This is a genomic window from Cellulosimicrobium cellulans (assembly GCF_016921195.1).
Classification (GTDB): domain Bacteria; phylum Actinomycetota; class Actinomycetes; order Actinomycetales; family Cellulomonadaceae; genus Cellulosimicrobium; species Cellulosimicrobium cellulans_F.
In genome coordinates this window covers 82,065-107,051 of record NZ_JAFGYF010000003.1, presented here as the reverse complement: position 1 = coordinate 107,051, position 24,987 = coordinate 82,065, and the positions used below count along the sequence as shown (strand labels likewise).

The 24,987-nt window shown below is 73.0% G+C and carries 27 protein-coding genes; 19 read left to right on the top strand and 8 right to left on the bottom strand.

Going from position 1 to position 24,987, the window contains the following annotated elements:
• Positions 1–135 precede the first annotated feature (135 nt).
• A complete protein-coding gene (locus JN535_RS08390; RefSeq protein ID WP_205204988.1) occupies positions 136–522 on the top strand; it encodes a helix-turn-helix domain-containing protein in 387 nt (128 codons plus the stop codon).
• Between the two features lie 95 nt (positions 523–617).
• Positions 618–983, top strand: coding sequence for an ImmA/IrrE family metallo-endopeptidase (locus tag JN535_RS08385; RefSeq protein WP_374100489.1), 366 nt, complete (start codon positions 618–620; stop codon positions 981–983).
• Here the strand turns inward: JN535_RS08385 and JN535_RS08380 are convergent.
• The 3 genes from JN535_RS08380 to JN535_RS08370 form a co-directional block, all read right to left on the bottom strand.
• Positions 980–2,104: a tyrosine-type recombinase/integrase gene (locus JN535_RS08380; protein ID WP_205204984.1), complete on the bottom strand. Its 1,125-nt coding sequence runs from the start codon at positions 2,102–2,104 to the stop codon at positions 980–982. The two genes, JN535_RS08385 and JN535_RS08380, sit on opposite strands and share 4 nt — an antisense overlap.
• A gap of 259 nt (positions 2,105–2,363) precedes the next feature.
• Positions 2,364–2,726 (bottom strand): hypothetical protein, encoded by a 363-nt coding sequence (locus JN535_RS08375; RefSeq protein ID WP_205204983.1) that lies wholly within the window; start codon positions 2,724–2,726, stop codon positions 2,364–2,366.
• Positions 2,719–3,702 carry a DUF4349 domain-containing protein gene (locus JN535_RS08370; RefSeq protein WP_205204981.1) on the bottom strand — a complete coding sequence of 328 codons (984 nt, stop codon included), beginning with the start codon at positions 3,700–3,702 and terminating at the stop codon, positions 2,719–2,721. The genes JN535_RS08375 and JN535_RS08370 overlap by 8 nt, the downstream gene beginning before the upstream one ends.
• Positions 3,703–3,851: 149 nt before the next feature.
• Here JN535_RS08370 and JN535_RS08365 point away from each other — a divergent pair, with 149 nt between their 5' ends.
• From JN535_RS08365 to JN535_RS08320, 10 genes are all read left to right on the top strand, one after another.
• Positions 3,852–4,739 carry a PfkB family carbohydrate kinase gene (locus tag JN535_RS08365; protein ID WP_205204980.1) on the top strand — a complete coding sequence of 296 codons (888 nt, stop codon included), beginning with the start codon at positions 3,852–3,854 and terminating at the stop codon, positions 4,737–4,739.
• A gap of 131 nt (positions 4,740–4,870) precedes the next feature.
• Entirely contained in the window at positions 4,871–6,031 is a 1,161-nt protein-coding gene (locus tag JN535_RS08360; protein WP_205204978.1) for an ROK family transcriptional regulator, read from the top strand.
• Between the two features lie 197 nt (positions 6,032–6,228).
• A complete protein-coding gene (locus JN535_RS08355; protein ID WP_205204976.1) occupies positions 6,229–7,518 on the top strand; it encodes an extracellular solute-binding protein in 1,290 nt (429 codons plus the stop codon).
• Between the two features lie 153 nt (positions 7,519–7,671).
• Positions 7,672–8,625 carry a carbohydrate ABC transporter permease gene (locus tag JN535_RS08350; protein WP_205204973.1) on the top strand — a complete coding sequence of 318 codons (954 nt, stop codon included), beginning with the start codon at positions 7,672–7,674 and terminating at the stop codon, positions 8,623–8,625.
• A gap of 5 nt (positions 8,626–8,630) precedes the next feature.
• Positions 8,631–9,551, top strand: a complete 921-nt coding sequence (locus JN535_RS08345) for a carbohydrate ABC transporter permease (RefSeq protein ID WP_307868533.1) — start codon at positions 8,631–8,633, stop codon at positions 9,549–9,551.
• Between the two features lies 1 nt (position 9,552).
• Positions 9,553–10,581 carry an ROK family protein gene (locus JN535_RS08340; RefSeq protein WP_307868432.1) on the top strand — a complete coding sequence of 343 codons (1,029 nt, stop codon included), beginning with the start codon at positions 9,553–9,555 and terminating at the stop codon, positions 10,579–10,581.
• Positions 10,581–11,363 (top strand): glucosamine-6-phosphate deaminase, encoded by a 783-nt coding sequence (nagB, locus tag JN535_RS08335; protein ID WP_205204971.1) that lies wholly within the window; start codon positions 10,581–10,583, stop codon positions 11,361–11,363. Before JN535_RS08340 ends, nagB begins: the two co-directional genes overlap by 1 nt.
• 236 nt (positions 11,364–11,599) lie before the next feature.
• Positions 11,600–11,887, top strand: a complete 288-nt coding sequence (locus JN535_RS08330) for a hypothetical protein (RefSeq protein ID WP_205204969.1) — start codon at positions 11,600–11,602, stop codon at positions 11,885–11,887.
• A 170-nt stretch (positions 11,888–12,057) separates the two neighbouring features.
• A complete protein-coding gene (locus JN535_RS08325; RefSeq protein WP_205204967.1) occupies positions 12,058–12,393 on the top strand; it encodes a DUF3039 domain-containing protein in 336 nt (111 codons plus the stop codon).
• Entirely contained in the window at positions 12,390–14,243 is a 1,854-nt protein-coding gene (locus JN535_RS08320; RefSeq protein WP_205204965.1) for a DEAD/DEAH box helicase, read from the top strand. The genes JN535_RS08325 and JN535_RS08320 overlap by 4 nt, the downstream gene beginning before the upstream one ends.
• An 894-nt stretch (positions 14,244–15,137) precedes the next feature.
• Here the strand turns inward: JN535_RS08320 and JN535_RS08315 are convergent.
• Complete coding sequence (locus JN535_RS08315) at positions 15,138–16,421, bottom strand: nicotinate phosphoribosyltransferase (RefSeq protein WP_240200889.1); 1,284 nt, start codon at positions 16,419–16,421, stop codon at positions 15,138–15,140.
• 248 nt (positions 16,422–16,669) lie between these two features.
• Here JN535_RS08315 and clpS point away from each other — a divergent pair, with 248 nt between their 5' ends.
• The 6 genes from clpS to rdgB all read left to right on the top strand — a co-directional run bounded on the left by clpS (position 16,670) and on the right by rdgB (position 20,871).
• Positions 16,670–16,957: an ATP-dependent Clp protease adapter ClpS gene (gene clpS, locus JN535_RS08310; RefSeq protein ID WP_307868531.1), complete on the top strand. Its 288-nt coding sequence runs from the start codon at positions 16,670–16,672 to the stop codon at positions 16,955–16,957.
• Positions 16,954–17,631, top strand: a complete 678-nt coding sequence (locus JN535_RS08305; protein WP_205204959.1) for a DUF2017 family protein — start codon at positions 16,954–16,956, stop codon at positions 17,629–17,631. The genes clpS and JN535_RS08305 overlap by 4 nt, the downstream gene beginning before the upstream one ends.
• A gap of 125 nt (positions 17,632–17,756) precedes the next feature.
• The gene (gene murI, locus JN535_RS08300; RefSeq protein ID WP_205204957.1) at positions 17,757–18,560 is read left to right on the top strand and encodes a glutamate racemase; all 804 of its coding nucleotides are present in this window, start codon (positions 17,757–17,759) and stop codon (positions 18,558–18,560) included.
• Positions 18,560–19,390 carry an MBL fold metallo-hydrolase gene (locus JN535_RS08295; RefSeq protein WP_205204955.1) on the top strand — a complete coding sequence of 277 codons (831 nt, stop codon included), beginning with the start codon at positions 18,560–18,562 and terminating at the stop codon, positions 19,388–19,390. The genes murI and JN535_RS08295 overlap by 1 nt, the downstream gene beginning before the upstream one ends.
• A 30-nt stretch (positions 19,391–19,420) precedes the next feature.
• A complete protein-coding gene (rph, locus tag JN535_RS08290) occupies positions 19,421–20,191 on the top strand; it encodes a ribonuclease PH (RefSeq protein WP_205204953.1) in 771 nt (256 codons plus the stop codon).
• Positions 20,188–20,871 (top strand): RdgB/HAM1 family non-canonical purine NTP pyrophosphatase, encoded by a 684-nt coding sequence (gene rdgB, locus JN535_RS08285; RefSeq protein ID WP_205204945.1) that lies wholly within the window; start codon positions 20,188–20,190, stop codon positions 20,869–20,871. The genes rph and rdgB overlap by 4 nt, the downstream gene beginning before the upstream one ends.
• On the opposite strand, the gene JN535_RS08280 is transcribed toward rdgB, so the two are convergent.
• Positions 20,860–21,309 (bottom strand): DUF3054 domain-containing protein, encoded by a 450-nt coding sequence (locus JN535_RS08280; RefSeq protein WP_205204943.1) that lies wholly within the window; start codon positions 21,307–21,309, stop codon positions 20,860–20,862. The genes rdgB and JN535_RS08280 overlap by 12 nt on opposite strands.
• Before the next feature lie 110 nt (positions 21,310–21,419).
• Here JN535_RS08280 and JN535_RS08275 point away from each other — a divergent pair, with 110 nt between their 5' ends.
• The gene (locus JN535_RS08275; protein WP_205204941.1) at positions 21,420–23,054 is read left to right on the top strand and encodes an ABC-F family ATP-binding cassette domain-containing protein; all 1,635 of its coding nucleotides are present in this window, start codon (positions 21,420–21,422) and stop codon (positions 23,052–23,054) included.
• A 33-nt stretch (positions 23,055–23,087) separates the two neighbouring features.
• Here JN535_RS08275 and JN535_RS08270 read toward each other — a convergent pair whose 3' ends face one another.
• The 3 genes from JN535_RS08270 to JN535_RS08260 all read right to left on the bottom strand — a co-directional run bounded on the left by JN535_RS08270 (position 23,088) and on the right by JN535_RS08260 (position 24,984).
• Positions 23,088–23,630, bottom strand: coding sequence for a flavodoxin family protein (locus tag JN535_RS08270; RefSeq protein ID WP_205204939.1), 543 nt, complete (start codon positions 23,628–23,630; stop codon positions 23,088–23,090).
• A gap of 125 nt (positions 23,631–23,755) precedes the next feature.
• Positions 23,756–24,418 (bottom strand): Pr6Pr family membrane protein, encoded by a 663-nt coding sequence (locus JN535_RS08265; RefSeq protein WP_307868429.1) that lies wholly within the window; start codon positions 24,416–24,418, stop codon positions 23,756–23,758.
• A complete protein-coding gene (locus JN535_RS08260) occupies positions 24,415–24,984 on the bottom strand; it encodes an NUDIX hydrolase family protein (RefSeq protein ID WP_047233227.1) in 570 nt (189 codons plus the stop codon). The genes JN535_RS08265 and JN535_RS08260 overlap by 4 nt, the downstream gene beginning before the upstream one ends.
• Positions 24,985–24,987: the final 3 nt, after the last annotated feature.

Sequence of the window (24,987 nt, the reverse complement as noted above, 5' to 3'; positions counted from 1 at the left end):
TCGGGCACCGTTGCCCGCGTCGTGTAGCGTCGCACCCACCCAAGTTCCACCGTGTACAACTAGGTGACCTGGGGTGTTCCATCAGGACTGATGCCAGAAAGGCAGCGACGACATGACTACAGCGAGGGGATCCCCATGCCCGCCGACAACTCCCGGCAGAACGCGATCGAGCTCGTCCGCGTAGCCCTCACCGAGGGCGACCTCACGGCCGCCGCACTGTCCCGGGAGACCGGTGTCCACGTCGACACCATCCGCGACTTCCTCCACGGCAACAGGTGGCCCCGTGCCACCAGCCTCGCCAAGATCGAGGACCACTTCGGCTGGCCCACCGGACGCATCGACCGTGTCGCACGCGGCATCGAAGAGGCGGGCGTCCCCGACCCGGCCCACACTGGGCAAGGCGTCTACCTCGACGTCGACCCCAAGGTGCTGGAAGACCTCAGCCCGGAGGAACGCGAGGAAGCGCTCACGGCCACCAAGCTGGCGCTCCTGCAGAAGGCGAGGGAGCTGCGCGCCAGTTGACGGAGGAAGGGGGCAGGTTGGCTCGGTATAGCCCGTGGCGTGACGCCGCCGCACGGTACCCAGACGTCCAGATCGAGCGGTGCGACATCGCGCCCGTGCGCGGGGCCTGGGTCCAGGAGGTGTCGGTGATCCTCATCGACCGATCCTTGAACCGGCCGCAGCGCAACTCGACGCTCGCGCACGAGCTCGCGCATATCGATCTGCGCCACCATGAGCACACCCCGCCGGGTCGGTGGTTCGCCGCCCGGTTCGAGGTCGAGGCCGACACGCTGGCCGCGCGGCGTCTGCTGCACGACGTCGACGAGGTCGCCGAGGCGATGGCGCTGCACCCGCAGGACCTCGCCTCGGCCGCCGAGTACCTCGAGGTCACACCCGAGGTGTTGATGCGCCGCATCTCGACGCTCACGCGGGTCGAGCAGGCAGTCATCGTCGACCGCCTGGACCGTCTCGACCCCTGCTAGGACTCGATCTCTGGGAACGCGCCGGCGGACGCCTTCTCGAGCGCCGTGGTGGCCGTGTACGCGAGGGACGGGTCTAGGTGGGAGTAGGTGCCCTCGGTCGTGGTGATGGACTCGTGCCCGAGGTGGCGCTGCACCACGAACATCGGGGCGCCGCCGTTGAGCATCCAGGACGCGCAGGTGTGCCGCATGTCGTGCACGCGGGGGCGCTTCCCGAGCTCGGGGAACGCGGACCGGACCGCGGGCTGCCACACGCCCTCGTGGAAGCGGGGCCGCGTCCAGGGTGCGCCGGAGGTGTTGGTGAACACGAAGTCGGTGGGGCCCTTCCCTGCGCACGCCCGCGCGAGGGCCTCGAGCGCGCGCGGCGGCAGGGGGATGATGCGGCGCGACCGGCGCGACTTCGGCGGGCCCAGGGTGCGGGCGTTGTCCTCGGCGTACTTCCATGCCCGGGTGACGGACAGCTTGCCGCCGTTGAAGTCGATGTCGCGGACCTGCAGTGCGGTGATCTCGCCGAAGCGGAGCCCGGTGAGGGGGAGGCAGGTCACGAGGTCGCGGGCGTCTGGTCGGACGTGCTCGAGGAAGGTCGCGAACTCGGTGTCGGTGAGGGTGACCATCTCCTCGCGCTCGGTCTTGGGGATGCGGGTCCCGGCGCACGGGTTCGTGTCGGCGAGGCCGCGGCGCATGGCGCCCTTGAAGACCGAGGACAGGAAGCCGTGCAGGTTGGAGATGGTCTTGCCCGACAGTCCCTTGCGCTCGAGGGAGTTGACCCAGCGGGACACGCGTACGGGGGTGATGGCGTCCAGGGGCACGGGGGCGAGCGGGGCGAGGTGGGTGTCGAGGTAGCGGCGGTAGCGGCCGCGGGTGCCGTCGGTGACGCCGGACAGGTCGTCGATGTGCTCGAGCGCCCACTCGCGCAGGGTGGGGGTGTCGGCGCCGGTGCCCTCGCGCTCGCGCAGGATGGTCAGAGCCTCGTCGGGGCCGAGGTCGTCGACGAGGCGCTTGAAGTCTCGGGCTGCCTTGTCGCGGGCGAAGGTCTCGGAGGTCTGGCGGCCGTCGGCGGCGCGGAACAGGACCTGCCAGGTGACGCTGCCGTCGCGGAGGGTGCGTGGTCGGATGCTGGCCATGGGGTCTCCCTGGACGCGCTGACGAGTGTTGACGTCGTCAACGGCGATGCTCGATGTTCCTACATCTTAGGTACATTGTTCCATCAAGTCCAGTGGTGCTATGGGGCCGGAAATCGGCGGTATTCCGCGGAACACATAGGTGTTCCGTATGGAGTTCGATTCCCCGCACCTCCACCCCTGCGGCTACGGCCCGCACCCCTCGAGGGTGCGGGCCGTCGTCGTCCTGGAAGGTGGTTCGCGGGCCGAAAGGGGTCGTCCGTCACCACCCGTGCTGCGCCCAGGCGGCGGCCGCCTCCTCGCCGTCGAGCCACTCGACCCGCAGCCGCCGTCCGCGCACGACGAGTCCGTCGTCGTCCTCGCGGGGGAGCGGTGGCGCCTCGGGGTCGTCGCTGTACAGGTCCTCGGCCAGGGCCGGGTCGGCGTCGTCGAGGTGGGCGCGCCACTGGACGCGCGGCTCGGGGTTCACGTGCCGCCGGAAGGCTTGCGGCCCGACGGTGTCCCAGTGCGTGCACACGCGCGTCACGAGGTGCCCGACCGGTCGTGGCACGCCGTCGTCCGGGTCGTGCCAGAGGCGGGCGACGCGCCCGGTCGGCGGGGTGTCGGCGATCGTCGGGTCAGTCATGGGTGGACGCTCCGACGAGCGGCTCGCGGCTCGCGGCGGGAGCGTCGGGGCCGTCGTCGGGCCCCGGGCGGTCGGCGTCCTCCGGCGACGTGCCGCCGTCCTGGGCGCGACGCCGGAACCGCCGCAGGACCCAGCGCACGACGAGCAGAACGACCCCGGCGACCACGAGCCACGGGAGCAGGGCTCCGAGCACGACGACGAGCCCGTTGAGCGTGGCGAGCAGGGCGTTCCAGCCGTTCTGCAGACCCCCGAGGAAGCCGCCAGGGGCGAGCCGCTCGGTCGGTGCGACCTCGACGACCGTGACGTGGAGGGTCGACATGGAGACCTGGTCCGTGAGCGCCGCCCGTTGCGACTGGAGCGACTCCAGCTCGGCCTGTCGCGTCGTCAGCTCCTGCTCCGCGGCGAGCAGGTCCGCGGTCGAGGCGGCGTCGCCCATGAGCGTGCGCAGCCGTTCCACGGACGTCGTCAGGGCGTCGATCCGGGCGTCGAGGTCACGCGCGGTCCCGGTCACGTCGACGGCCTCGATCGAGAGGTCGCGCACCTCGCCCACCTGGTCGAGCGCGTCGACGGTCGCGGTCGTCTGCGTCGACGGCACCCGGATCGTCAGCTCCGCGGACGCGCGTGCGTCGCCCTCAGGCTCCGACTGCCGCCGGCTCTCGACCCGGCCGCCCGCGCTCTCCGCGAGGTCGGCGATCGCGTCGGCCGCGACCGCCGGGTCGTCGGCCACGACCGTGGCAGACCCCGTGGTGACGATCTCCCGCTCCGCCGCGGCGACGGCGTCCTCGTCGCCCGGGGCGATCCCCGAGGACACGTCCTCGGCGGCGTCCGCGACGCCGCCCTCCGCGACCTCCGAGACCGCGCCACCGGCGTCCTCGGAGAGGGACGCCATGTCGCCCGAGGACGCGGAGCAGCCCGCCAGGAGAGCGCCGCCGAGCAGGAGCGCCGCGGCGACGGCGAGGGGGCGAGTGGTCCGCATGCTGCGAGAGTAGGGGGCCAAGCGTGCGAACCGGACACCGCGTGCGACATCGTGACCGTCTTGTGAACTGGCCGTGATCCAACCGCAGCGCGACGCCCCGACCGCGGACGCCAGCGCGGCCCGGGGCCTCGGCACGGCAGGATGGTCGCGTGCTCGTGTGCTGCGGTCTCGTGACCCTCGACGTCGTCCAGGTCGTCGACGCCCTGCCGCGACCCGACGAGAAGATCGTCGCGCGGTCCGTCTCCGCCACGTTCGGGGGGCCGGCGGCCAACGCCGCGGCGACCGCCGTCGCGCTGGGCGTCCCGACGCGGCTCGTCACCGCCGTCGGGGACGGGCCTTTCGCGGAGCTCGTGCGTCGCGAGCTCGCGGACTGCGGGGTCGAGGTCGTCGACGCCGCGGACGGGACGACCGGCGGGCGCCTCGCCGTCTCGACCGTGCTCGTCACCCGGGCCACCGGTGAACGGGCCGTCGTGAGCACCAACGCGTCCGGGTTCGGCGACCTCGCGGTGCGCGCGGCGACGGGCGGCCGCGGGCTTCTCGACGGCGTCGGGCCGAGCGACGTCGTGCTGCTCGACGGGCACCTGCCGGGCCTCGCGCTCACGGTGGCGCGCGAGGCGCGCGAGCGGGGTGCGGCCGTCGTGCTCGACGGTGGGTCGTGGAAGCCGGACGCCGCGGAGATGATCGGCTCGTGCGACGCGGTCGTGGTGTCCGCGGACTTCCGGCCGCCGGGGATCGAGGCGCGCGACGTGCTCGCCGCGGTCGCCGCGCTCGGCCCACGGTTCGTCGCCCGCACCCGCGGTCCGCGGCCGGTCGAGGTGCTCGACGCCGGGGAGCGGTACGACGTCGTGGTCCCCCGCCCCGAGCGCGTCGTCGACACGCTCGGCGCGGGGGACGTGGTCCACGGGGCCTTCGCGGCAGCGGCGGCGCGCGGGGCGTCGTGGCGGGTCGCGCTCGAGCAGGCCGTCGTCGTCGCGTCGCGCTCGGTGGCGCACCCGGGTGCGCGCGGCTGGGCCGGCGCGGCAGGCTCGCCGCCCTGACCCGGACGGCCGGTCGACGGGCGGCTCGAACCGGGACCCAGGTCCTGTGGTGAGGACCGATCGGCAACATTTCGGTCACGAAGCCGCGAGGAAGTTGACAGCCACTTAGTAAAGGCAGTCTACTAACAAACATGACAACGGCAGTCACCGGGACCGGCGCACCGAGGAGGCGTCTGAGCACAGGGCTCAGGCCGACCTCGAAGGTGCTGCCCGAGCATGCTCGGGCCCACAACCGGTCCCTCGTGCTGCAGCACCTGTTCCACGAGGGACCCACGTCGCGCGCCGACCTGGCGCGCGCCACGTCCCTCACCCGGGTGACGATCTCCGACCTCGTGTCCGTGCTCATCGCGGAGGGCCTGGTCGAGGAGCTCGGCGTCCGTCCCGGCCAGCGCGTCGGCAAGCCGGCGATCCTCGTGGGGATGCGCACGAGCGCCTACCAGATCGTCTCCGTGGACCTCACGGACGACGAGGTCCTGCGCGGCGCCGTCCTCAGCCTCACCGGCGACTTCGTCGTCCGGCAGAGCCTGGCGGTCGACGGGCGCACCGGGACCGAGCTGGTCGACCTCCTCACGCGCTTCTGCCGCGGCCTCATCGCGTCCGCCACCCAGCCGGTCATCGGTGTGGGGATCGGGTCGCCCGGCGTCGTCGACGCCGAGGGCCGTGTCATCGAGGCGCCCAACCGCCGCTGGTACGACGTCCCGCTCGCCGCACAGCTCACCGAGCGGCTCGGCCTCGCCGTCCACGTGGCCAACGACGCGAACATCGCCGCGCTCGGCGAGTTCACGTTCGGCGGCGCGGCCGGCGACGGCCTGCTCGTCCTCACGGTGGGCGAGGGTGTGGGCGCCGGGATCATGGTCGACGGCGCACGGGTGCGCGGGCACGCCGACGCGGCCGGCGAGCTGGGTCACGTCACCGTCGTCGAGAACGGCGAGCCGTGCGCCTGCGGGCGCCGTGGCTGCCTGGAGACCGTGCTGTCGGTGCCGGCGCTGCGCCGCGCGGTGGACGGGCTCGACACGGAGGCTTCCGACGCCGTCCTGGCGTCGGTGGGCAGGACGCTGGGCATCGCTCTGGCACCTGTCGTCAGTGCGCTCAACCTCGCGGAGGTGCTCGTCAGCGGTCCCGCGGACCTGCTCGACGGGCCTCTGCGCGAGGCGGCGTTCGAGACCATCCGCTCCCGCACGATGCCGGTCATCGGCAGCGGGCTCCAGGTGCGGATGGCCACGCTCGACGAAGACGTCGTCCTCGCCGGGGCAGCCGTCCTCGTCCTGTCCGGACAGCTGGGGGTCTCATGAGCCGACGACGCTCCGACTGACCCTCACCGCCCGACCGGGACAGGGTGCCAACCCGTCCCACCGACCCCCTGGGAACCCCAGAGCAGCACCCCCAGGAACGCAGTACCCCTGCATGCGCTCGATTACGCAGGACTCCTGCCACACCTCCGGTGGGGGCATCGCCGCCACCACCTAGAAACACCGAGAGGAAGCACCCAGTGAAGAGGAACCGTCTCGTCGCCACCTCCGTGGCGTCGACGATCACCCTGGCGCTCGCGCTGACCGCCTGCAGCACCGGCGGCGGGAGCGACGACAACGGGTCGGACGAGGCCGCCACCGGCGACATCCGCGTCTGGCTGGTCGGCTCGGACACGCCCGACGCCGCGCGCGACTACCTCAAGACGACCTTCGAGGAGGAGAACCCGGGCAGCACCCTCACGATCGAGGAGCAGTCCTGGACCGGCCTCGTCGACAAGCTGACGACGTCGCTCTCGGGTTCGGACAGCCCGGACGTCGTCGAGGTCGGCAACACCCAGTCCGCTGCGTTCACCTCCGCCGGATACTTCCGCGAGATCACCGACGAGGAGTTCGAGTCGTACGGCGGCGACGACCTCCTGCCCGCGTTCGTCGAGGCGGGCGACTGGGAGGGCAAGCACTACGCGCTCCCGTACTACGCGGGCTCCCGCGTGGTCTTCTACTCGCCCCAGATCACGGGCGACGCCCCGGTGCCGACGACGCTCGACGAGTACGTCGCGAGCGCCAAGGCGCTCACGACCGACACCGTGTCCGGTCTCTACTGGCCGGGCCAGGACTGGTACAACGCGCTCCCGTTCGTCTGGGAGAACGGCGGCTTCATCGCCGAGCAGGGCGAGGACGGCACGTGGGAGGCAGGCTTCTCGTCCGAGGGCGGGCTCGCCGGTCTTGCTCAGGTGCAGGACCTCATGACCACCGCGTCGCACGCACCCAAGGACGGTCAGGAGACCGACCTCCAGGTACCGTTCTGCGAGGGCAAGGTCGCGTACCTCTCGGCGCCGACGTGGATCCAGTGGTCCATCAAGGCCCCGGAGGACGCGGAGACGCCGGGTTGCGAGACGACGTACGGCTCTGACCTCACCGCGCTCCCGCTGCCCGGCAAGGACGGCGGCACCGCGACGGTCTTCGGCGGCGGCTCCAACATCGCCGTCGCGTCGAAGTCCAACAACCCGGAGCTCGCGGTCAAGGCGTACGCGATCATGATGAGCGACGAGTACCAGACGATCCTCGCCGAGAACGGCCTCATCCCGGCCAAGACCTCGCTCGCCGAGAAGGTGCCGACGGACAACCCGATCGCCCAGGCGGGCGTCGAGGCCGCGATGAACACGCAGGTCACGCCGGTCTCGCCGCGCTGGGCGGACGTCGAGGCGCAGAACGTCCTCCAGACGGCGTTCACGCGCATCGCCAACGGTGAGGACGTCAAGACCGTCGCCGAGGAGCTCGACGCGAAGATCGAGGAGATCCTCAACAGCTGAGTCACTCCGGTGCCGCCGCGTCTCTGACGCGGTGGCACCGGGCGGCGCTCGTCAGGGGTGGGGACTCCTCTCGGGGTCCCCACCCCTTCGTATGACGCGCGTCCCCGCACGTCACCCTGCGCACCACCGCGCACCACCCGACGGAGTGAGGAAATGAGCTCTACCAGCCTCGAACCCCGGACCGCGTCGCCGCGCGCGGCCGTGCGGTCACGCAAGAAGCGGCCACCTGTCCTGCCGTGGGCCCTGCTGGTCCCCAGCCTCATCGTGCTGGGCGTCATGGTCGGCTACCCGCTGGTCCGGCTGTTCGTGATGTCCTTCCAGGAGTACGAGCGCGCCCAGCTCATGGGCGTGCCCGCCGAGTGGGTGGGCTTCGACAACTACGTCAAGGTCCTCACGGACGTCGACGGGTTCTGGACGGTCCTGCTCCGCAGCTTCGTCCTCATGATCATCTGGGTGGCCCTGACGATGCTGCTCGGCACGCTGGTCGCGTTGCTCATGATGCGGCTCAACAAGGGCTTCCGCCTGCTCGTCTCGGTCGGACTGTTGCTCGCCTGGGCGATGCCCCCGCTCGCGGGCACCATCGTCTGGGGCTGGCTCTTCGACACCGAGTACGGCGTCGTCAACAACTTCTTGACCAGGATCACCGGGAACGACTGGATGGGGCACCCGTGGCTCCTGAACCCGCTCCAGTTCTTCCTCATCCTGACGCTGATCATCGTGTGGGGTGCGGTGCCCTTCGTGGCGTTCACGCTCTACGCCGGCCTGACGCAGATCCCTGGCGAGGTCCTCGAGGCGGCCCAGCTCGACGGCACGTCCCCGGTCCAGCGCTTCCGGCTCATCATGGTCCCGTACGTCCGCAGCATCTACACGGTGCTCATCGTCCTGTCGATCATCTGGGACCTGCGGGTCTTCACGCAGGTATACGCGCTCCAGGGCATCGGCGGCGACCGCGAGAAGACGAACACCATCGGCGTGTACATCTACCAGATGGGTATGGCGCAAGGGCACTACGGCGTCGCCGGTGCCATCGCGGTCATCTTCGTGTTCATCATGCTCGGCATCTCGTTCTACTACGTGCGCCGGACGGTCCGGGAGGAAGAACTGTGAGCGCCATCTCCACTCCGACGGCGCCTGTTCGTCACGCCGTGACGCCGGGCAGCCCCGCCCCGCGCAAGAGCCGCGAGACGCAGCGCAAGAAGGCTGCGAACATCGGGTACTCGATCATCGCCGTCATCGTGTTCGTCGCGTCGGCGTTCCCCGTCTACTGGATGATCAACACGTCGTTCCTGCCGACGAACCTCATCCGCGGGACCGACCTGCACTTCTTCCCCACACCTGACGTCTTCACGCTCGGCAACTACGTCAACGTGTGGACGGACGACCGTCGTGCGCCGCTGCCGCCCGCGATGGTCAACTCGATCACGGTCACGCTCATCACGTTGGTCGTGTCGATGATCCTCGGGTTCCTCGCGTCGCTCGCGATCACGCGGTTCTCGTTCAAGGGGCGTCGGTCGTTCATCGTCGCGCTTCTCGTGATCCAGATGATCCCGGGCGAGGCCATGATGATCTCGATCTTCCGGATCATCGACGGCTGGCAGATGCTCAACACCATCACGGGCCTGGCCTTCGTGTACATCTCGGCGGTGCTGCCGTTCACGATCTGGACCCTACGAGGCTTCGTGCACGGCGTGCCCGCAGAGCTCGAGGAAGCGGCGATGATCGACGGGTGCTCGCGCCCGAGGGCGTTCTGGAAGATCACTTTCCCGCTCCTGGCGCCCGGGCTCGTCGCGACAGGTGTCTTCGCGTTCATCCAGGCCTGGAACGAGTTCCTCATGGCCTTGATCATCATGTCCAGGCCGGAGTCCATGACCCTCCCGGTCTGGTTGCGCACCTTCCAGCAGGCGACGATGGCGACGAACTGGGGAGCGCTGATGGCCGGTTCGGTCATCGTGGCGATCCCGGTGGTCATCTTCTTCGTCATCGTCCAGGGCAGGATGACCGGTGGTCTCGTCTCGGGTGCGGTGAAGGGCTGACGTGAGCGACCTGAGCACGGCCGCCTCGCTGAACGGCGAGGCGGCCGCAGCCCTGGCCGGTAGCCCCGGTCCTGACGGCACGTCGCGGTGCGACTCCCCGGCGACCGGGAACGCGGTCGGTCTCGACATCGGTGGGACCAAGGTGCTCGCCGCCTTCCTCGGACCCGACGGCGTCCCGCGGGAGAGCCTGCGCCTGCCGACCGTGCGCGGACCGCAGGGCGTGGTGTCCAGCGCGGCCCGCGCCGTCCGCGAGGTGGTGCGTCGTGCCGGCGTCGAGCTCGCCGAGGTCGACGGCGTCGGCGTCGGCGTGCCGGGGCTGGTGGACCCCGAGGACGGCTCCGTCATGCACGCCGTCAACCTAGGCATCGAGGGCGGGCGCTTCGCTCTGGCGGAGGCGTTGTCGGCGGAGCTCGGCGGCCTTCCGGTCCAGGTGGACAACGACCTCAACGTCGCCGCGCTCGGTGCTTCGCACCTGCGCGGGGACGACGGGTCGGACCTCGCGTTCCTCGCGCTGGGAACCGGTCTCGCCGCCGGGATCGTGCTCGGCGGCGAGCTGCGGCGGGGTGTGACCGGCGCGGCGGGCGAGATCGGGCACATCCCGATCGACCCGCGCGGCCCCGAGTGCGCGTGCGGCCAGCGCGGGTGCGTCGAGGTCTACGCCTCGGGGTCCGCGGTGTCCGCCCGGTGGCCGTCGCGCCACGGTCGGCCCGCGCCCGCGGAGCTCTTCGAGGCCGCCGCGGCCGGTGACCCGGAGGCGATCCGGATCAAGGACGAGTTCGCGTCCGCCGTCGCGTCCGCGGTCCGGATCCTCGAGCTGACGGTCGACGTCCGGCACGTCGTGCTGGGCGGCGGGGTCTCCGCCCTCGGGCAGCCGCTCCTCGACGCCGTGCGCGCCGCGCTCGACGCGCAGTCCAGCCCGTCCCCGTTCCTGTCCTCGTTGCGTCTCGCGGAGCGGGTCTCGCTCGCTCCGGCGGACGTTCCCGTCGCCGCGGTGGGCGCTGCCCTCGTCGGCCGTCGAAAGGTGAAGTGATGGAGGTCGTGATCGCTCCTGCGGAGCGGTTGGCGGTGCTGGCCGCGGACGCGATCGAGAGCGTGGTGCGGTCGCGTCCGGAGGCGGTCCTGGGTCTGGCGACGGGGTCGTCACCGCTGAAGGTCTACGACGAGCTGGCGCGCCGCCACCGCGAGGACGGGTTGTCGTTCGCCCGGGTGCGGGCGTTCATGCTGGACGAGTACGTGGGTCTGCCCGCCGAGCACCCCGAGCGGTACCGGAACGTGATCGAGACCGAGATCGCCTCGCGCGTGGACTTCGCCCCGGGTGCGGTCCAGGGTCCGGACGGCAACGCCGAGGACCTGGTGGCGGCGTGCGCGGCGTACGAGGAGGCGATCGCGGCGGCCGGGGGCGTGGACCTGCAGATCCTGGGGATCGGGACGGACGGGCACATCGCGTTCAACGAGCCGGGGTCGTCGCTGGCGTCGCGCACGCGGATCAAGACGCTCACGGCGCAGACGCGCGAGGACAACGCGCGGTTCTTCGACGACGACGTGGACCAGGTGCCGCGGCACTGCCTGACGCAGGGTTTGGCGACGATCATGTCGGCGCGGCACCTGGTGCTGCTGGCCACGGGCAAGGGCAAGGCGGAGGCGGTGCACCAGCTCGTGGAGGGCCCGATCAGCGCGTTGTGGCCCGCGACGATCATGCAGATGCACCCGCACGCCACCGTGCTGGTCGACGACGCCGCGGCCTCGCGCCTGCAGCTGGCGGACTACTACCGCCAGACGTACGCGTCCAAGCCGGACTGGCAGGGGCTCTAGGGCCTCAGGTCGGCGACATCTCGCGGGAACTACCGCGACCACCGAGCCGCCCGTCGGCGCGCGATCCACGCCCCTGGAACGCTGCGCCGACGGGCTTCGTGGTCTCTCGCCGCCCTTCCGGGGAGCGGCGAACGTCCAGTCTGTAAAATCTCCTGACAAAGTCTTGCCCTCCGAACGCGGGCCTGCCAGAGTCTCAGGTGGCACCAACGACGGTGTCGTCCGATTGGGGGTACTTCATGAAGCAGAAGCTCGCCGGGTTGATGCTCGGCGCAGGTCTCGTTCTCGGTCTCGCGGTCGCGCCGGTGGGTGCAGCCCACGCCAACGGCGGTGTGACCTGCCCGTCCGGACGGACGGTGTCCTTCACGTCCTCGTCACCTTTCAAGGTCAGGGTGTACCCGCCCCAGGGCGGGCAGCTCTACTCGAGCACCAAGGTGGGGACGCAGTATCGGGTCTACACGGGGCGCCAGAGCATCCTCGAGTGGCACGCGGTGAGCGGCAGCCCGTCGGTGAGCTGCGCCGCCTGAGGTCGTGGTCCGTGGGGCGGAAGGCCCGCCCCACGGACACCGCCCGCGGTCGATCGCCGGTACGCCGGGGTGGGTGGGACCGGTCACACCCGGAGCGGTGTGCCCCGCCGGGGGCGTCAGCTGCGGCTCGTCCCGCCCGGCTGTCACCTCCGCGACGTAGACTTCCGCCCATGACCGAACTCCGTGCGAGCACGCCCCCCGGAGGTCCTGAGGACCCGTTCCGGAACCCTGCGACCGAGCCGACGACCGGCACGTCGACCGGGGTGCTCGAGCGCGAGGAGACGCGCGAGCAGCCCGAGCCGGGCGACCACGAGCGCTTCGCGCACTACGTGCGCAAGGAGAAGATCATGGAGTCCGCGATCTCCGGCAAGCCGGTGATCGCGCTGTGCGGCAAGGTGTGGGTGCCCGGCCGCGACCCGAACAAGTTCCCCGTGTGCCCCACGTGCAAGGAGATCTACGACGGTCTGCGCGACCCGCAGGACGGCGAGGGTGACTCCGGCAAGTGAGCGGGGAGCACCACACGACGTCCACCGGTCACTCCGTCCCCGACACGCGTAGCAGGACCAGCCCGCCCGCGCCGCAGAGCCCGTCGTCGGCCGCGGCCTCCCACCTCTCGCCCGCCTTCCCGCGGCGCGCCCCGTGGGGCTCGGCGTCGAAGCTGCGTGCGTGGCAGGCGGAGGCCCTCGAGCTGTACCGCACGCGTGCGCCGCGCGACTTCCTCGCCGTCGCGACGCCGGGAGCGGGCAAGACGACGTTCGCGCTGCGCGTGGCGACCGAGCTGCTGGAGCAGGGGGTCGTGCGCCGGGTGACGGTCGTCGCGCCGACCGAGCACCTCAAGCACCAGTGGGCCGACGCCGCCGCGCGCGTCGGCATCCGGATCGACCCGAACTTCCGCAACAGCCAGGGTCGGCACGGCGCCCACTACGACGGCGTCGCGCTGACCTACGCGCAGATCGCCGCGAAGCCCGCGCTGCACGCGGCCCGCACGACCGCGGACCGGACGCTCGTCATCCTCGACGAGGTGCACCACGGCGGCGACGCGCTGTCGTGGGGCGACGCCGTGCGCGAGGCGTTCGAGGACGCGACGCGTCGGCTCGCCCTCACGGGCACGCCGTTCCGGTCCGACACCGCCGCGATCCCGTTCGTCGAGTACGAGCGCGGCCCCGACGGCATCCGACGCTCGCGCGCGGACTACACGTACGGCTACGGCGACGCGCTGCGCGACCACGTCGTCCGGCCGGTGCTGTTCCTGTCGTACTCGGGGAACATGCGCTGGCGCACCAAGGCCGGCGACGAGGTGAGCGCGCGTCTCGGCGAGGCGCTCACCAAGGACATGACCGGCCAGGCCTGGCGCACGGCGCTCGACCCGAACGGCGAGTGGATCCCGTCGGTCCTCGCGGCGGCGGACAAGCGGCTCACCGAGGTGCGGCGGGCGATCCCCGACGCCGGGGGACTGGTCATCGCGACCGACCAGACCGACGCACGCGCCTACGCGGGCCACCTCGCCCGCATCACGGGGAAGTCACCGACGGTCGTCCTCTCCGACGACGACGGGGCGAGCAGCCGCATCGAGGAGTTCTCCGACGGCGACGACCGCTGGATGGTCGCGGTGCGCATGGTGTCGGAGGGCGTGGACGTCCCGCGCCTGGCCGTCGGCGTGTACGCGACCTCGACGGCGACGCCGCTGTTCTTCGCGCAGGCCGTCGGGCGGTTCGTGCGGGCGCGCAAGCGCGGCGAGACGGCGTCGGTGTTCCTGCCGAGCGTGCCGCACCTCCTGGAGCTGGCGAACGGGCTCGAGATCGAGCGGGACCACGCGCTCGACCGGCCGCTCACCGCCGAGGAGCAGGGCGAGGGCTTCAACCCCGAGGACGCGCTCCTCGCCGAGGCGAACCGGGAGGAGAAGGCGTCGGGCGAGCTCGTCCAGGGCTCGTTCGAGGCGCTCGAGGCTCAGGCGTCGTTCGACCGCGTGCTGTTCGACGGCGGCGAGTTCGGCACGGGCGCGGACGTCGGGTCAGACGAGGAGCTCGACTTCCTCGGCCTCCCCGGACTCCTCGACGCCGACCAGGTCACCACGCTGCTCCGTCAGCGCCAGGCCGACCAGCTGAGCGCCCGGTCGAAGAGCACGCAGTCCGCGGAGCGCGAGCGGGCCGAGATGGACCACCGCCGCGCGGCCGAGCTGCGCAAGGAGCTCCAGCAGCTCGTCTCGGCCTGGGCCCGACGCAGCGGCCAGCCGCACGGCTCCGTGCACAACGAGCTGCGTCGTCGCTGCGGCGGCCCCGAGGTCCCGCTCGCGACGGTCGAGCAGCTCGACGCCCGCGTCGCGACCGTCCGCGGCTGGTTCGTCGGCAAGCGCTAGCGACGGCGGTCGACGGCCGCTGGTCGGATCCGCAGACCGGGTCCCGGATCCGTGGGTCGAGTCTCGGGCCCCGCGGGTTCGGGTCCGCGGTGCGGGTGGCCTCGGTGCTCGGGGTTGCCGCGCCGTCGCCCTGGTCTGTCGGGCGTGGGCTTGTGGAGCGCGGCTCTGACGCCCCTTCGCCTCCGAGCCCACCCCCACCGCTCGGCCGTCGGCTCGCGTGTGGCGCGGCCGACCCGCACCGGACCGGCACCCACCCCGCCGAGGTAGAACCCTGGCCTGCCGAGGTAGAACCCTGGTCTGCCTAAGTAGTGCCCGGTCTGCCGAGGTAGAACCCTGGCTTGTCGAGGTAGTGCCCGGTCTGCCGAGGTAGAACCCTGGCTTGTCGAGGTAGTGCCCAGCTTGCCGAGGTAGAACCGTGGTCATGCGAGGGGGAACCGTGGTCGCACCTGATCACGCCGTGCGGCACAGCAGTTGCACGGCCCAGTGGCGCGGCGCGGGCGAACCTGGCACCGCGGGCAGTCTCCTGGGCGAGCGACGACCAGGGTGAGGCGACGTAGGGCGGGGTGGGTGGTGGTGCCGCGTCGTGGTCGGGCCTGGCGGGAGCCGCGAGGAACGAGCGGCGGATGGTAGACGCGGCACCACCACCCACCCCGACCACCCAGGGCGACCACACGCCGTCGCGCCCAAGAACCACGGCTCTACCTCGCGCGACCGCGGTTCTATCTCGCGCGACCGCGGTTCTATCTCGCGCGACCGCGGTTCTATCTCGCGAAACCGCGGTTCTATCTCGCGCGACCACGGTTCTATCTCGGGCAGCCACGGTTCTACCTCGCGCGACCGGGGTTCTATCTCGCGGGACCGAGGGGCTACGCCTGCGACCGTGGTGCTCGGGAGTCAGGGGAGCGTGTGCACGACCGTCGGGATCGCGGGGTCGCCGGCGGAGAGGCGGCGCGCGCCGCGGGGCAGCTCGGCGCGGGCCTCGCGGTGGCGGTGCGCGGCGTTCTGGACGCCGTACGAGCCGACCCAGCGCGAGTCGACCGCGCCGTCGACGACGAGCGGGACCTGGAGCGGGCGCAGGTCGCCGTCGTCGGGCTCCCACTCCTGGACGGCGAGGTCGGGGCCGGTGACGACGACCTCCTCGACGGCGCGCCCGTCGACGTCGTAGCGGCGTGCGGCGACCTTGCGTCCGCCGGTGCTGGTCTTGGCCGTGGACGCCTTCGCGACGGGCTGGAGCACGCCGGAGGAGTCGGCGCGGGCGACGAGCTTGTAGACCATGCCGCACGTGGGCGCCCCGGAGCCGGTGACGAGCGAGGTGCCGACGCCGTAGGAGTCGACCGGCGCGGCGGCGAGCGACGCGATGGCGTACTCGTCGAGGTCGGACGTCACGGTGATCTTCGTGTCGTGGGCGCCGAGGGAGTCGAGCTGGCGGCGCACCTCGACGGCGAGCACGCCGAGGTCGCCCGAGTCGAGCCGCACGGCGCCGAGGCGCCCGCCGGCGGCGCGGACGGCGTTCTGGACGCCCTTGCGCACGTCGTAGGTGTCGACGAGGAGCGTGGTCCCGGGCCCGAGCGAGGCGACCTGGGACGCGAAGGCCGACTCCTCGTCGTCGTGCAGGAGCGTGAAGGCGTGCGCGGCGGTGCCGATGGTCTCGAGGCCGTACCGACGGCCCGCCTCGAGGTTGGACGTCCCGGCGAACCCGCCGACGACGGCGGCCCGTGCCGCGGCGACGGCGGCCTGCTCGTGCGCACGCCGCGCGCCCATCTCGAGGCACGGGCGCTCGACGGCGGCGCTCGTCATGCGCGAGGCAGCGGACGCGACGGCGGAGTCGTAGTTGAGGATCGACAGCACGAGCGTCTCGAGGAGGACCGCCTCGGCGAAGGTGCCCTCGACGGTCATGACGGGCGACTGGGGGAAGAAGACCTCGCCCTCCGCGTACCCGGAGATCGTGCCGGTGAACCGGTAGCCCTCGAGGAACGCGAGCGTGCGGTCGTTGACGACGGACTGCGCATGGAGCCAGTCGAGCTCGTGCGCGGAGAACCGGAACGACGACAGCGCCTCGAGGACGCGTCCGGTCCCGGCGAGGACCCCGTACCGCCGACCCGGGGGCAGGCGGCGCGTGAAGACCTCGAAGAGGCAGTGCCGGTCGGCGGTGCCGTCGGCGAGCGCGGCCTGGAGCATCGTCAGCTCGTACCGGTCGGTGAGGAGCGCGGTCGACGCCGTCGGCTGGTAGGGCGGCCGCTGCGTGCCGACCTGCGGCGAGGCAGCGCTGTCGGTGAGGGAGAGGGCGACGCTGCCCGGGTCGGCGAGGCTCATGCGGAATACGGTAGGGCAGCCGTCGGCGACGTGGGCGCCGACAGGCCCGCGAATACAGTGGTGTCGTGAGCCCCCAGCCGATCTTCACCCGCGCCGGCGGTGCGCGGGCGTCCGTGACCGTGCCCGAGGAGGCGACCCGGGCCGACGAGGCGGTCCTCCCCGACAGCCCGTGGGTCACCCTCGTGTGGAACGACCCGGTCAACCTCATGAGCTACGTCGCCTACGTGTTCGAGTCCTACTTCGGGTACTCCTCCGCCCGTGCGCACGAGCTCATGCTCCAGGTGCACCAGGAGGGCCGGGCCGTCGTGTCGACGGGTGACCGTGAGCGCATGGAGGTGGACGTGCAGGCGATGCACGGGTTCGGCCTGTGGGCGACGCTCCAGAAGGACGGCGAGCAGTGAGGCCGTTCCGCGCCGAGGCGCAGGGGTACGTCGCGGAGCTCGAGCCGTCGGAGCGGATCGTGCTCGCGCAGCTCGCCGGTGACGTCGCGCAGATGCTCCAGGAGGGCCTGCCCGGCCGGGCGCCGGGCGCCCACAGGGAGCCCGGTGAGGGGGCGCCCGACGACGCGTGGTCGCCTCCTGGCTGGACGGGGCCCGTGCCGGGTGGTCACGGGTCGGGCGCGACACCGCCGCCCGACCCGGCGGTGAGCCGTCTGCTCCCGGACGCGTCGGACGACGTGGAGGTCGCCGCCGAGTTCCGGCGGTTCACCCAGGACGACCTCGCGGCGCGGAAGGTCGGGCGGCTCGTCCTGCTGGGCCGCACGCTCGTCGACTCCGAGCCCACGGAGGCGGCGCCGTTCGTCGTGACGCGGGAGGATGCCGAGGATGTCGCGGGAGCGTTGACCGACGTGCGCCTCGTGCTCGCGGAACGGCTCGGGCTGCGCACCGACGAGCAGGTCGAGGGCCTGTACGACGAGCTGGACCGCGAGGGGGACGACGGCCCCGACGACGGCGAGGGTGGCGGTGCGCCGCGGCGGTTCCTCGTGAGCGTGTTCCTCCTCACGGGGCTGCTCCAGGAGTCGCTCGTGGACGGCATGCTCGCCGACCTGCGCGCGGGCCGCGGCGGTCGGCCCTGACCGTCGGCCCCACGCGCCCATGCAGGGCGGTGGTGGGGCGACTCGGGCAGCCTGTGGGCGCTGCCACAGGCGGGAGCCGCGGTTCGGTGCGCCTCGCGCGCGGGCGCGCCAGTAGGCTCGGGCGGGTGAACGACGCTCCCATCGGGATCTTCGACTCGGGCGTGGGCGGGCTGACCGTCGCGCGCTCGATCCTGGACCAGCTCCCGAACGAGTCCCTCCTCTACATCGGGGACACCGCGAACGGCCCCTACGGGCCCAAGCCGCTCGCGGCGGTCCGGGCGATGGCGCTGGCGATCATGGACCAGCTCGTCGACGACGGCGTGAAGATGCTCGTCATCGCGTGCAACTCGGCGTCCTCGGCGGTCCTGCGCGACGCGCGCGAGCGGTACACGCAGCGTCACGGGCTCCCGGTCGTCGAGGTGATCCTCCCGGCGGCGCGCCGCGCCGTCGCGGCGACGCGCTCGGGACGGATCGGGGTCATCGGGACGCGCGCCACGATCACGTCGCGGTCCTACGAGGACGCGTTCGCCGTCACGCCGGGCCTGCGCCTGACGACGCAGGCGTGCCCGGACTTCGTGCCGCTCGTCGAGCAGGGCGTGACGTCGGGGCCCGAGGTGCTGGAGGTCGCGCACCGCTACCTCGACCCGGTCAAGACCGCGGGCGTCGACACGCTCGTGCTGGGGTGCACGCACTACCCGCTGCTGACGGGCGCGATCTCCTACGTCATGGGAGAGGAGGTCACGCTCGTGTCGAGCGCGGAGGAGACCGCCAAGGACGTCTACCGCACGCTCGTCGCGCACGACCTCGAGCGCTCGCGCGCCGCGGGCCCGCCGCAGCACCGCTTCCTCGCGACCGGGAGCGCGGAACCGTTCGAGCACCTCGCGCGCCGGTTCCTCGGCCCTGAGGTGCTCAGCGTGGAGGCCGCCTGATGCGCCTCGTCACCGTCGGCTGCTCGGGGTCGTTCGCGGGGCCCGAGTCGCCCGCGTCGTCGTACCTCGTCCAGGTCCCCGCCGCCGAGGCGGCGGACGCGGGGTTCGAGGCGCGGGACTGGAACGTCGTGCTCGACCTCGGCAACGGGTCGCTGGGTGCCCTCCAGCGGTTCGTCGACCCGCTCGACCTCGACGCGGTCGGCCTGTCGCACCTGCACCCCGACCACTTCGTCGACGTGTGCGGGCTGTACGTGTACCTGCGCTACCACCCCGAGCGCGGCTCGACCCGGACCGGGGTGCCGAGCCGCCTCGCGGTGCTCGGCCCGTCCGGCACGGCGGCGCGCGTCGAGGCGGCCTACGGGGCCGAGCCGGGCGACGGGATGCGCGAGGAGCTCGACGTGCGGGTCTGGGAGCCGGGCACGCCCGTGCGGGTGGGACCGCTCACGCTCGAGCCGTACCGCGTGTTCCACCCCGTCGAGGCGTACGGGGTGCGGGTCACCGGTCCGTCGTCGCTGCGGCGGGGCGAGCAGGCCGTGCTCGCCTACACGGGCGACACCGACGCGTGCGACGGCGTCGTCGAGCTCGCGCGCGACGCCGACCTGCTCCTGTCCGAGGCCGCGTTCCACGAGGGCCGCGACGACGGCGTCGAGCGCGGCATCCACCTCACGGGCCGCCGCGCGGGGGAGGTCGCGACGGCGGCCGGCGCGCGCCGGCTCGTGCTCACGCACCTCCCTGCGTGGAACGACCCCGAGCGCTCGCGCGCGGAGGCCCGGGAGACGTACGAGGGCCCGGTCGACGTGGCGACGACGGGTGCGGTCTTCGACCTCTAGCGGGTGGCGGGAGGTCGGTAGGGTGGCGGCATGACCATCTCCGCATCGTCCTCGGACGCGGTCGCGCCCGTGCGCGCCGACGGCCGCACGCCCGACCAGCTCCGCCCCGTGACCATCACGCGCCACTGGCTCGACCAGGCCGAGGGGAGCGTGCTCGTCGAGTTCGGCCGCACGCGCGTGCTGTGCGCGGCGTCGTTCACGGAGGGCGTGCCGCGCTGGCGCAAGGGGTCCGGCGAGGGATGGGTCACCGCCGAGTACGCGATGCTGCCGCGCGCGACCAACGAGCGCAGCCAGCGCGAGTCGGTCAAGGGCAAGATCGGGGGCCGCACGCACGAGATCTCGCGCCTCATCGGCCGGTCCCTGCGCGCGATCATCGACGTCTCCGCCCTCGGCGAGAACACGATCGTGCTCGACTGCGACGTCCTCCAGGCCGACGGCGGCACGCGCACCGCCGCGATCACGGGCGCCTACGTGGCCCTCGCCGACGCGGTCGCGTGGGGCCAGCGGCACGGCCACATCACGGGCGGCAAGCCGGTGCTGACGGACTCCGTCGCCGCCGTGAGCGTCGGCATCATCGACGGCACGCCGATGCTCGACCTCCCCTACGTCGAGGACGTGCGTGCCGAGACGGACATGAACGTCGTCGTCACGGGCTCGGGCACGTTCGTCGAGGTGCAGGGCACCGCCGAGCACGCCCCGTTCGACCGCGCCGAGCTCGACGCCCTGCTCGACCTCGCCGTCGCGGGCACCGCCGACCTCGCGGCGATCCAGCGCGCGGCGCTCGCGGCGGGCGCGCGGTGAGCGGCGCGACCGAGGCGACGGGCGTCGTCGTGCCGGACGGCGCACGCCTCGTCCTCGCGACGCACAACCCGGGCAAGATCGCGGAGCTGCGTGCGATCCTCGCGGCCGAGCTCGACGCGCACCCGGGCCTCGAGCTGGCGCCCGACGCGATCGTCGGCGCGGGCGACGTCGGTGCACCCGAGCCCGTCGAGGACGGCGTGACGTTCGCCGAGAATGCCCTCATCAAGGCGCGCGCGCTCGTCGCGGCCACCGGGCTGCCGGCCGTCGCGGACGACTCCGGTCTGGCCGTCGACGTGCTGGGCGGGGCGCCGGGCATCTTCTCGGCCCGCTGGGCCGGGCGGCACGGCGACGACGTCGCCAACCTGGATCTCCTGCTCGCGCAGCTCGGCGACGTGCGCGCCGAGCACCGCGCGGCCGGCTTCGTGTGCGCGGCGGCGCTCGTCACGCCGGACGGCACCGAGGTCGTGCGGACGGGGGAGATGCGCGGCACCCTGCTCACCGCGCCGCGCGGGGAGAACGGGTTCGGGTACGACCCGATCCTCCTGCCCGACGAGCAGCCCGGGGGCGGCGCCCGGTCGGCGGCCGAGCTGAGCCCGGCGGAGAAGAACGCCATCAGCCACCGCGGCAAGGCGTTCCGCGCGCTCGCGCCGGACGTCGTCGCGGCGCTCTCAGCGCGGTAGGGGGCGGCCGGCGAGCTCGCGCGCGCGGCGTCGGCGGTCGCCCGGCCGCAGGACGCCGACGAGCGCGACCACGCCGCGCCAGCCGAGCATGGTCACCGCGAGGAACCCGAAGGACACGAGCTGGAACGCCAGGGCCACGCCCTGGTCGGTGAGCACGCGCAGCAGGACGCCCAGCGCCCACGTGCAGCCCCAGACGACCACGCCCGTGGGCCACAGGGCCCACGGGCGGCGCCACGCGCGCGTGACGAGCCAACCCAGCGCGGTGCCCGCCGCGAACGGCCACGCGACGACGAGCAGCCGGGCCATGCCCTCGTCCGCGGAGTGCGTCGCGAGGCCCCCGCTCGCGAGCGCGAGGACGCAGGCCACGTCGGCGAGCGCGGCGAGCAGGACGAGCCCGGGACGACGCGGGGACGGTCCTGTGGGCGTGAGGTCGGTCATGCTCCCGACGGTACCCCGCCCGCGAGATCGCCCCGCGCGGCCGAGGTCGACCCTCAGGAGGCCGAGCTCGCGACGCGGGGGTCGACCTCGTGGAACATAGGGTGGTCCCCGTGCATCTCGCGGCCGACGACCTCGCCTTCGCCTACCCCGGACGTCCCGTCCTCGACGGCGTGGGCCTGCGCGTCGCCGGTGGAACGCGGCTCGGGGTCGTGGGGGAGAACGGCACGGGCAAGTCGACGCTGCTGCACGTGCTCTCGGGCGACCTCGTCCCGAGCCGCGGGGAGGTGCGCCGTGCGGGCTCCCTCGCGCTCGTCGAGCAGGAGCTCGCGATCGAGCCTGGCCAGACGGTCGGCACGCTCGTCGCCGCGACGCTGAGCGGACTGCGGGCGGTCGCCGCCGAGCTCGAGGCCGCGGCCCGGGACTTCGACCACGAGGCCGGCGACCTCGCCGAGCTCACGGAGAGCCTCGCGCGGGCGGAGCACCTCGCGGTGTGGGACGCGGACCGCCGCGTCGACGTCGCGCTCTCGCGCCTCGGCGCGTGCCGTGACCGCGACCGCGAGCTCGCGACCCTGTCGGTCGGCGAGCGCTACCGCGTGCGGCTCGCGTGCCGGCTCGCGGAGCGTGCCGACCTGCTGCTCCTCGACGAGCCCACCAACCATCTGGACACGGGCGGGATCGACTTCCTCACGGGCGAGCTCGTCGCGTGGCGCGGCGGGGTGGTCATGGTCACGCACGACCGGCAGCTCCTCGACGACGTCGCGACCGAGATCCTCGACCTCGACCCCGCGATGGACGGCAAGCCGGTGCTCTACGGGCAGCCGGGCTACCTGTCCTACCGGTTCGCCAAGAGCCAGGCCCTTCACCGCTGGCGCCAGCGGTTCCGGGCGGAGCAGAAGCGCGCGGAAAAGCTCGCCGCGGTGCTCGACGCGTCGTACGAGGGCCTGTCCGACGAGTGGCGCCCGCCCAAGGGCAGCCAGAAGCACCGCCGCGCGACGCGCGCCCGGATCCACGTCAAGGCCGCCGACCGGCGCCTCCAGCAGCTCGAGGCGGAGGCCGTCGAGGTCCCCGTGCCGCCGCTCCAGCTCGTCTTCCCCGAGCTCCCCGCGATGTCCCCGGGCTGGGACCCGGGCGAGCCGGTGCTCGAGCTGCGCAGCCCGCGCGTCGGGCCCGACGGCGGCGCGCGCCTCGACCTGCCGGGGACCCGGGTCGCGCTCCCGCCCAGCGGGCGGCTCCTCGTGACCGGGCCGAACGGGAGCGGGAAGTCGACGTTCCTCGCGGCGCTCGCGGGCCTGGTGCCTCTCGACCGCGGCACGCGATGGGTGGTCGACGGCGCGCGCCTGGGCGTCGTCGCGCAGGAGGGCCCGGCCCTCCCGCCCGACGCCGAGGACCGCACAGGGTTCGACGAGTACGCGCGCGAGGCGCTCGACCTGCTCGACGCGGGCCGCCTGGACCCGGACCACCTCGTGCCCGTGGCGTTCCTCGGCCTGCTCGCCGACGAGGACCTGGAGCGGCCGCTGCGAGAGCTGTCCGCGGGGCAGCGACGCCGGTTCGACCTCGCCCGGGCGCTCCTGGCCGCGCCGCACGTGCTGCTCCTCGACGAGCCGACCAACCATCTCTCCATCGACCTCGTCGACGAGCTCACGCAGGCGCTGCGGGTCACGCCCGCGGCGGTCGTCGTCGCGACGCACGACCGGCGCATGCGCGAGGACCTGGACGACTGGCCGCGGCTCGAGCTCGAGGGCTGAGCACCCGCCCGGCACCGCCCGGCCGGGCGGTCGTCAGCGGCCCTCGGCCGGGCTCACCGCCGGGACGAGGACCTTGCCCAGCTGTCGGCCCCACGCCCGCGCGCGGTCCAGCTCGCCGTCGTCGAGCGGCCCCTCGACGTCGCCGACGGAGAACGACGCGGGGGGCGTCACCAGGCGGAAGCCCGCGCGGCGCAGCACCTTGGCCGCACCGCGCGCGGCGGAGCCCGGCAACGGCCCGACCTTGGTGACACGCGTGTCGAACGTCGCGGCGAGTCGGGACTCGCCCTGGCGCGGGATCGCCTCGACCCACTCCCGCAGACCGGTCGCGCGGTCCGAGACGGCGCCGGTCGCCCGCTGCACGGCCTCGGCGCGGGTCGCGGACCGGGTCATGCCCAACGCGTGGGTGGGGCCGCCCGCGACGACGAGGCCCATGTGCCGGAGCGCCTCGTGGCTCGCGGCCGGGTCCGCCACGTCGACGACCGTCACGCGGACCGTCTCGCCAAGGCCCTCGGCGATGGCCTCCGCGACCCGTTCGCTGTTGCCGTACATCGACTCGTAGACCACTGCGGCTTCCATGGCGCGCCCCTTCGTGTGCGCCCGCCCGACCGGACGGGTCCCCTCCCACCAGCGTCCGGGAAGGGGAGCGCCGAGCCCAGGGTCGGGAGGACGGAGGACGGGGGCCGTTGGTCCCGGCGGCCCCGTCAGGGCGCCGGGCGGAGCCGCGCGTCCACGACGCGCACGAGCCACGCGAGGACGAGGAAGACGACGGCGACGACCGCCGTGTTCACGAGCGCCCGGCCCAAGCCGAGCTCTCCCACGTCGAGGAAGGGGTAGGGGTACCAGCCGACGAGGGCGCCCCGGACGAACGTGTACGCGATCCACGCGAGGGGGTAGGCGACCGACCACCACACCGTCGCGGCGTCGACCCGCGGGCGCGGCCCGACGAGGAACCACGCCGCCACCGCGAGGAGCGGCGCGAGCAGGTGCAGCAGCAGGTTCGACACCTGGCCCGCGGCGCTCAGCTCGGCGAGGCCGCGGAGCACGGTGTTGTAGACGATGCCGGTGACGGCGATGCACAGCAGCGCGTCGAGGTGGGCGACGCGGAACACCGGACCGTCGCGCTCGGGCCGCATCGCGAGGAGGAGCGACACGACCCCGACGAGCAGGTTCGACTGGATCGTGAAGTAGGAGAACAGGCGCACGAGACGTTCGGCCTGGCTCGGTGCGGTGCCGGGCCCGTCGACGAGCGCGATGACGAGCTCCATGACGACGCCCGTGAGCGCGGCGAGCGCCACCAGAGCGTGCAGCGCGCGCGCGACCGCGGTCCGGCGCGCTCGCGCCGGGACGCGGGGCGCGCCGCTCACGGCAGGCGGCCGACGTACGCCATCGCCTGGCGCAGGAGCACGCCCTGGCCACCGCGCATCTCGAGCTGCACCTCGTCGCTGCACGCCTGCTCGGGCGTGAGCCACGCGAGCTCGAGCGCGTTCTGCTGCGGGCGACAGTCGCCGGTCACCGGCACGACGTACGCGAGGGACACCGCGTGCTGGCGGGGGTCGTGGTAGGAGGTGATGCCCGGCGTCGGGAAGTACTCGGCGACGGTGAACGGTTGCGGCGACGCGGGGACCTGGGGGAGCGCGACCGGGCCGAGGTCCTTCTCGATGTGCCGCAGCAGGGCGTCGCGGATGCGCTCGTGGAACATGACGCGGCCCGAGACGAGGGCGCGCGTCATCATGCCCTCGGGCGTGACGCGCAGCAGGAGCCCGACGGCGACCACGTCCCCCGAGTCGTCGACCCGCACCGGGACGGCGTCGACGTAGACGAGCGGGAGCTGCGCACGCGCGACCGCGATCTCCTCCGGGCTGAGCCATCCCGCGGGTCGCGGGTTCTCGTGGGAGAAGTCGTCGGGCGTGAAGTCGGCGGTGTCGGTCACGCG

What these genes read in the sequence shown, in the direction of transcription:
- JN535_RS08325 (WP_205204967.1), top strand. Translation starts at nt 12,058, where the DNA reads ATGACCGAACTCCGTGCGAGCACGCCCCCCGGAGGTCCTGAGGACCCG.
- JN535_RS08375 (WP_205204983.1), bottom strand. Translation starts at nt 2,726, where the DNA reads ATGACTGACCCGACGATCGCCGACACCCCGCCGACCGGGCGCGTCGCC.
- rph (WP_205204953.1), top strand. Translation starts at nt 19,421, where the DNA reads ATGACCATCTCCGCATCGTCCTCGGACGCGGTCGCGCCCGTGCGCGCC.
- JN535_RS08370 (WP_205204981.1), bottom strand. Translation starts at nt 3,702, where the DNA reads ATGCGGACCACTCGCCCCCTCGCCGTCGCCGCGGCGCTCCTGCTCGGC.
- JN535_RS08380 (WP_205204984.1), bottom strand. Translation starts at nt 2,104, where the DNA reads ATGGCCAGCATCCGACCACGCACCCTCCGCGACGGCAGCGTCACCTGG.
- JN535_RS08270 (WP_205204939.1), bottom strand. Translation starts at nt 23,630, where the DNA reads ATGGAAGCCGCAGTGGTCTACGAGTCGATGTACGGCAACAGCGAACGG.
- JN535_RS08280 (WP_205204943.1), bottom strand. Translation starts at nt 21,309, where the DNA reads ATGACCGACCTCACGCCCACAGGACCGTCCCCGCGTCGTCCCGGGCTC.
- JN535_RS08315 (WP_240200889.1), bottom strand. Translation starts at nt 16,421, where the DNA reads ATGCTCCAGGCCGCGCTCGCCGACGGCACCGCCGACCGGCACTGCCTC.
- JN535_RS08350 (WP_205204973.1), top strand. Translation starts at nt 7,672, where the DNA reads ATGAGCTCTACCAGCCTCGAACCCCGGACCGCGTCGCCGCGCGCGGCC.
- JN535_RS08330 (WP_205204969.1), top strand. Translation starts at nt 11,600, where the DNA reads ATGAAGCAGAAGCTCGCCGGGTTGATGCTCGGCGCAGGTCTCGTTCTC.
- JN535_RS08390 (WP_205204988.1), top strand. Translation starts at nt 136, where the DNA reads ATGCCCGCCGACAACTCCCGGCAGAACGCGATCGAGCTCGTCCGCGTA.
- JN535_RS08295 (WP_205204955.1), top strand. Translation starts at nt 18,560, where the DNA reads ATGCGCCTCGTCACCGTCGGCTGCTCGGGGTCGTTCGCGGGGCCCGAG.
- nagB (WP_205204971.1), top strand. Translation starts at nt 10,581, where the DNA reads ATGGAGGTCGTGATCGCTCCTGCGGAGCGGTTGGCGGTGCTGGCCGCG.
- JN535_RS08360 (WP_205204978.1), top strand. Translation starts at nt 4,871, where the DNA reads ATGACAACGGCAGTCACCGGGACCGGCGCACCGAGGAGGCGTCTGAGC.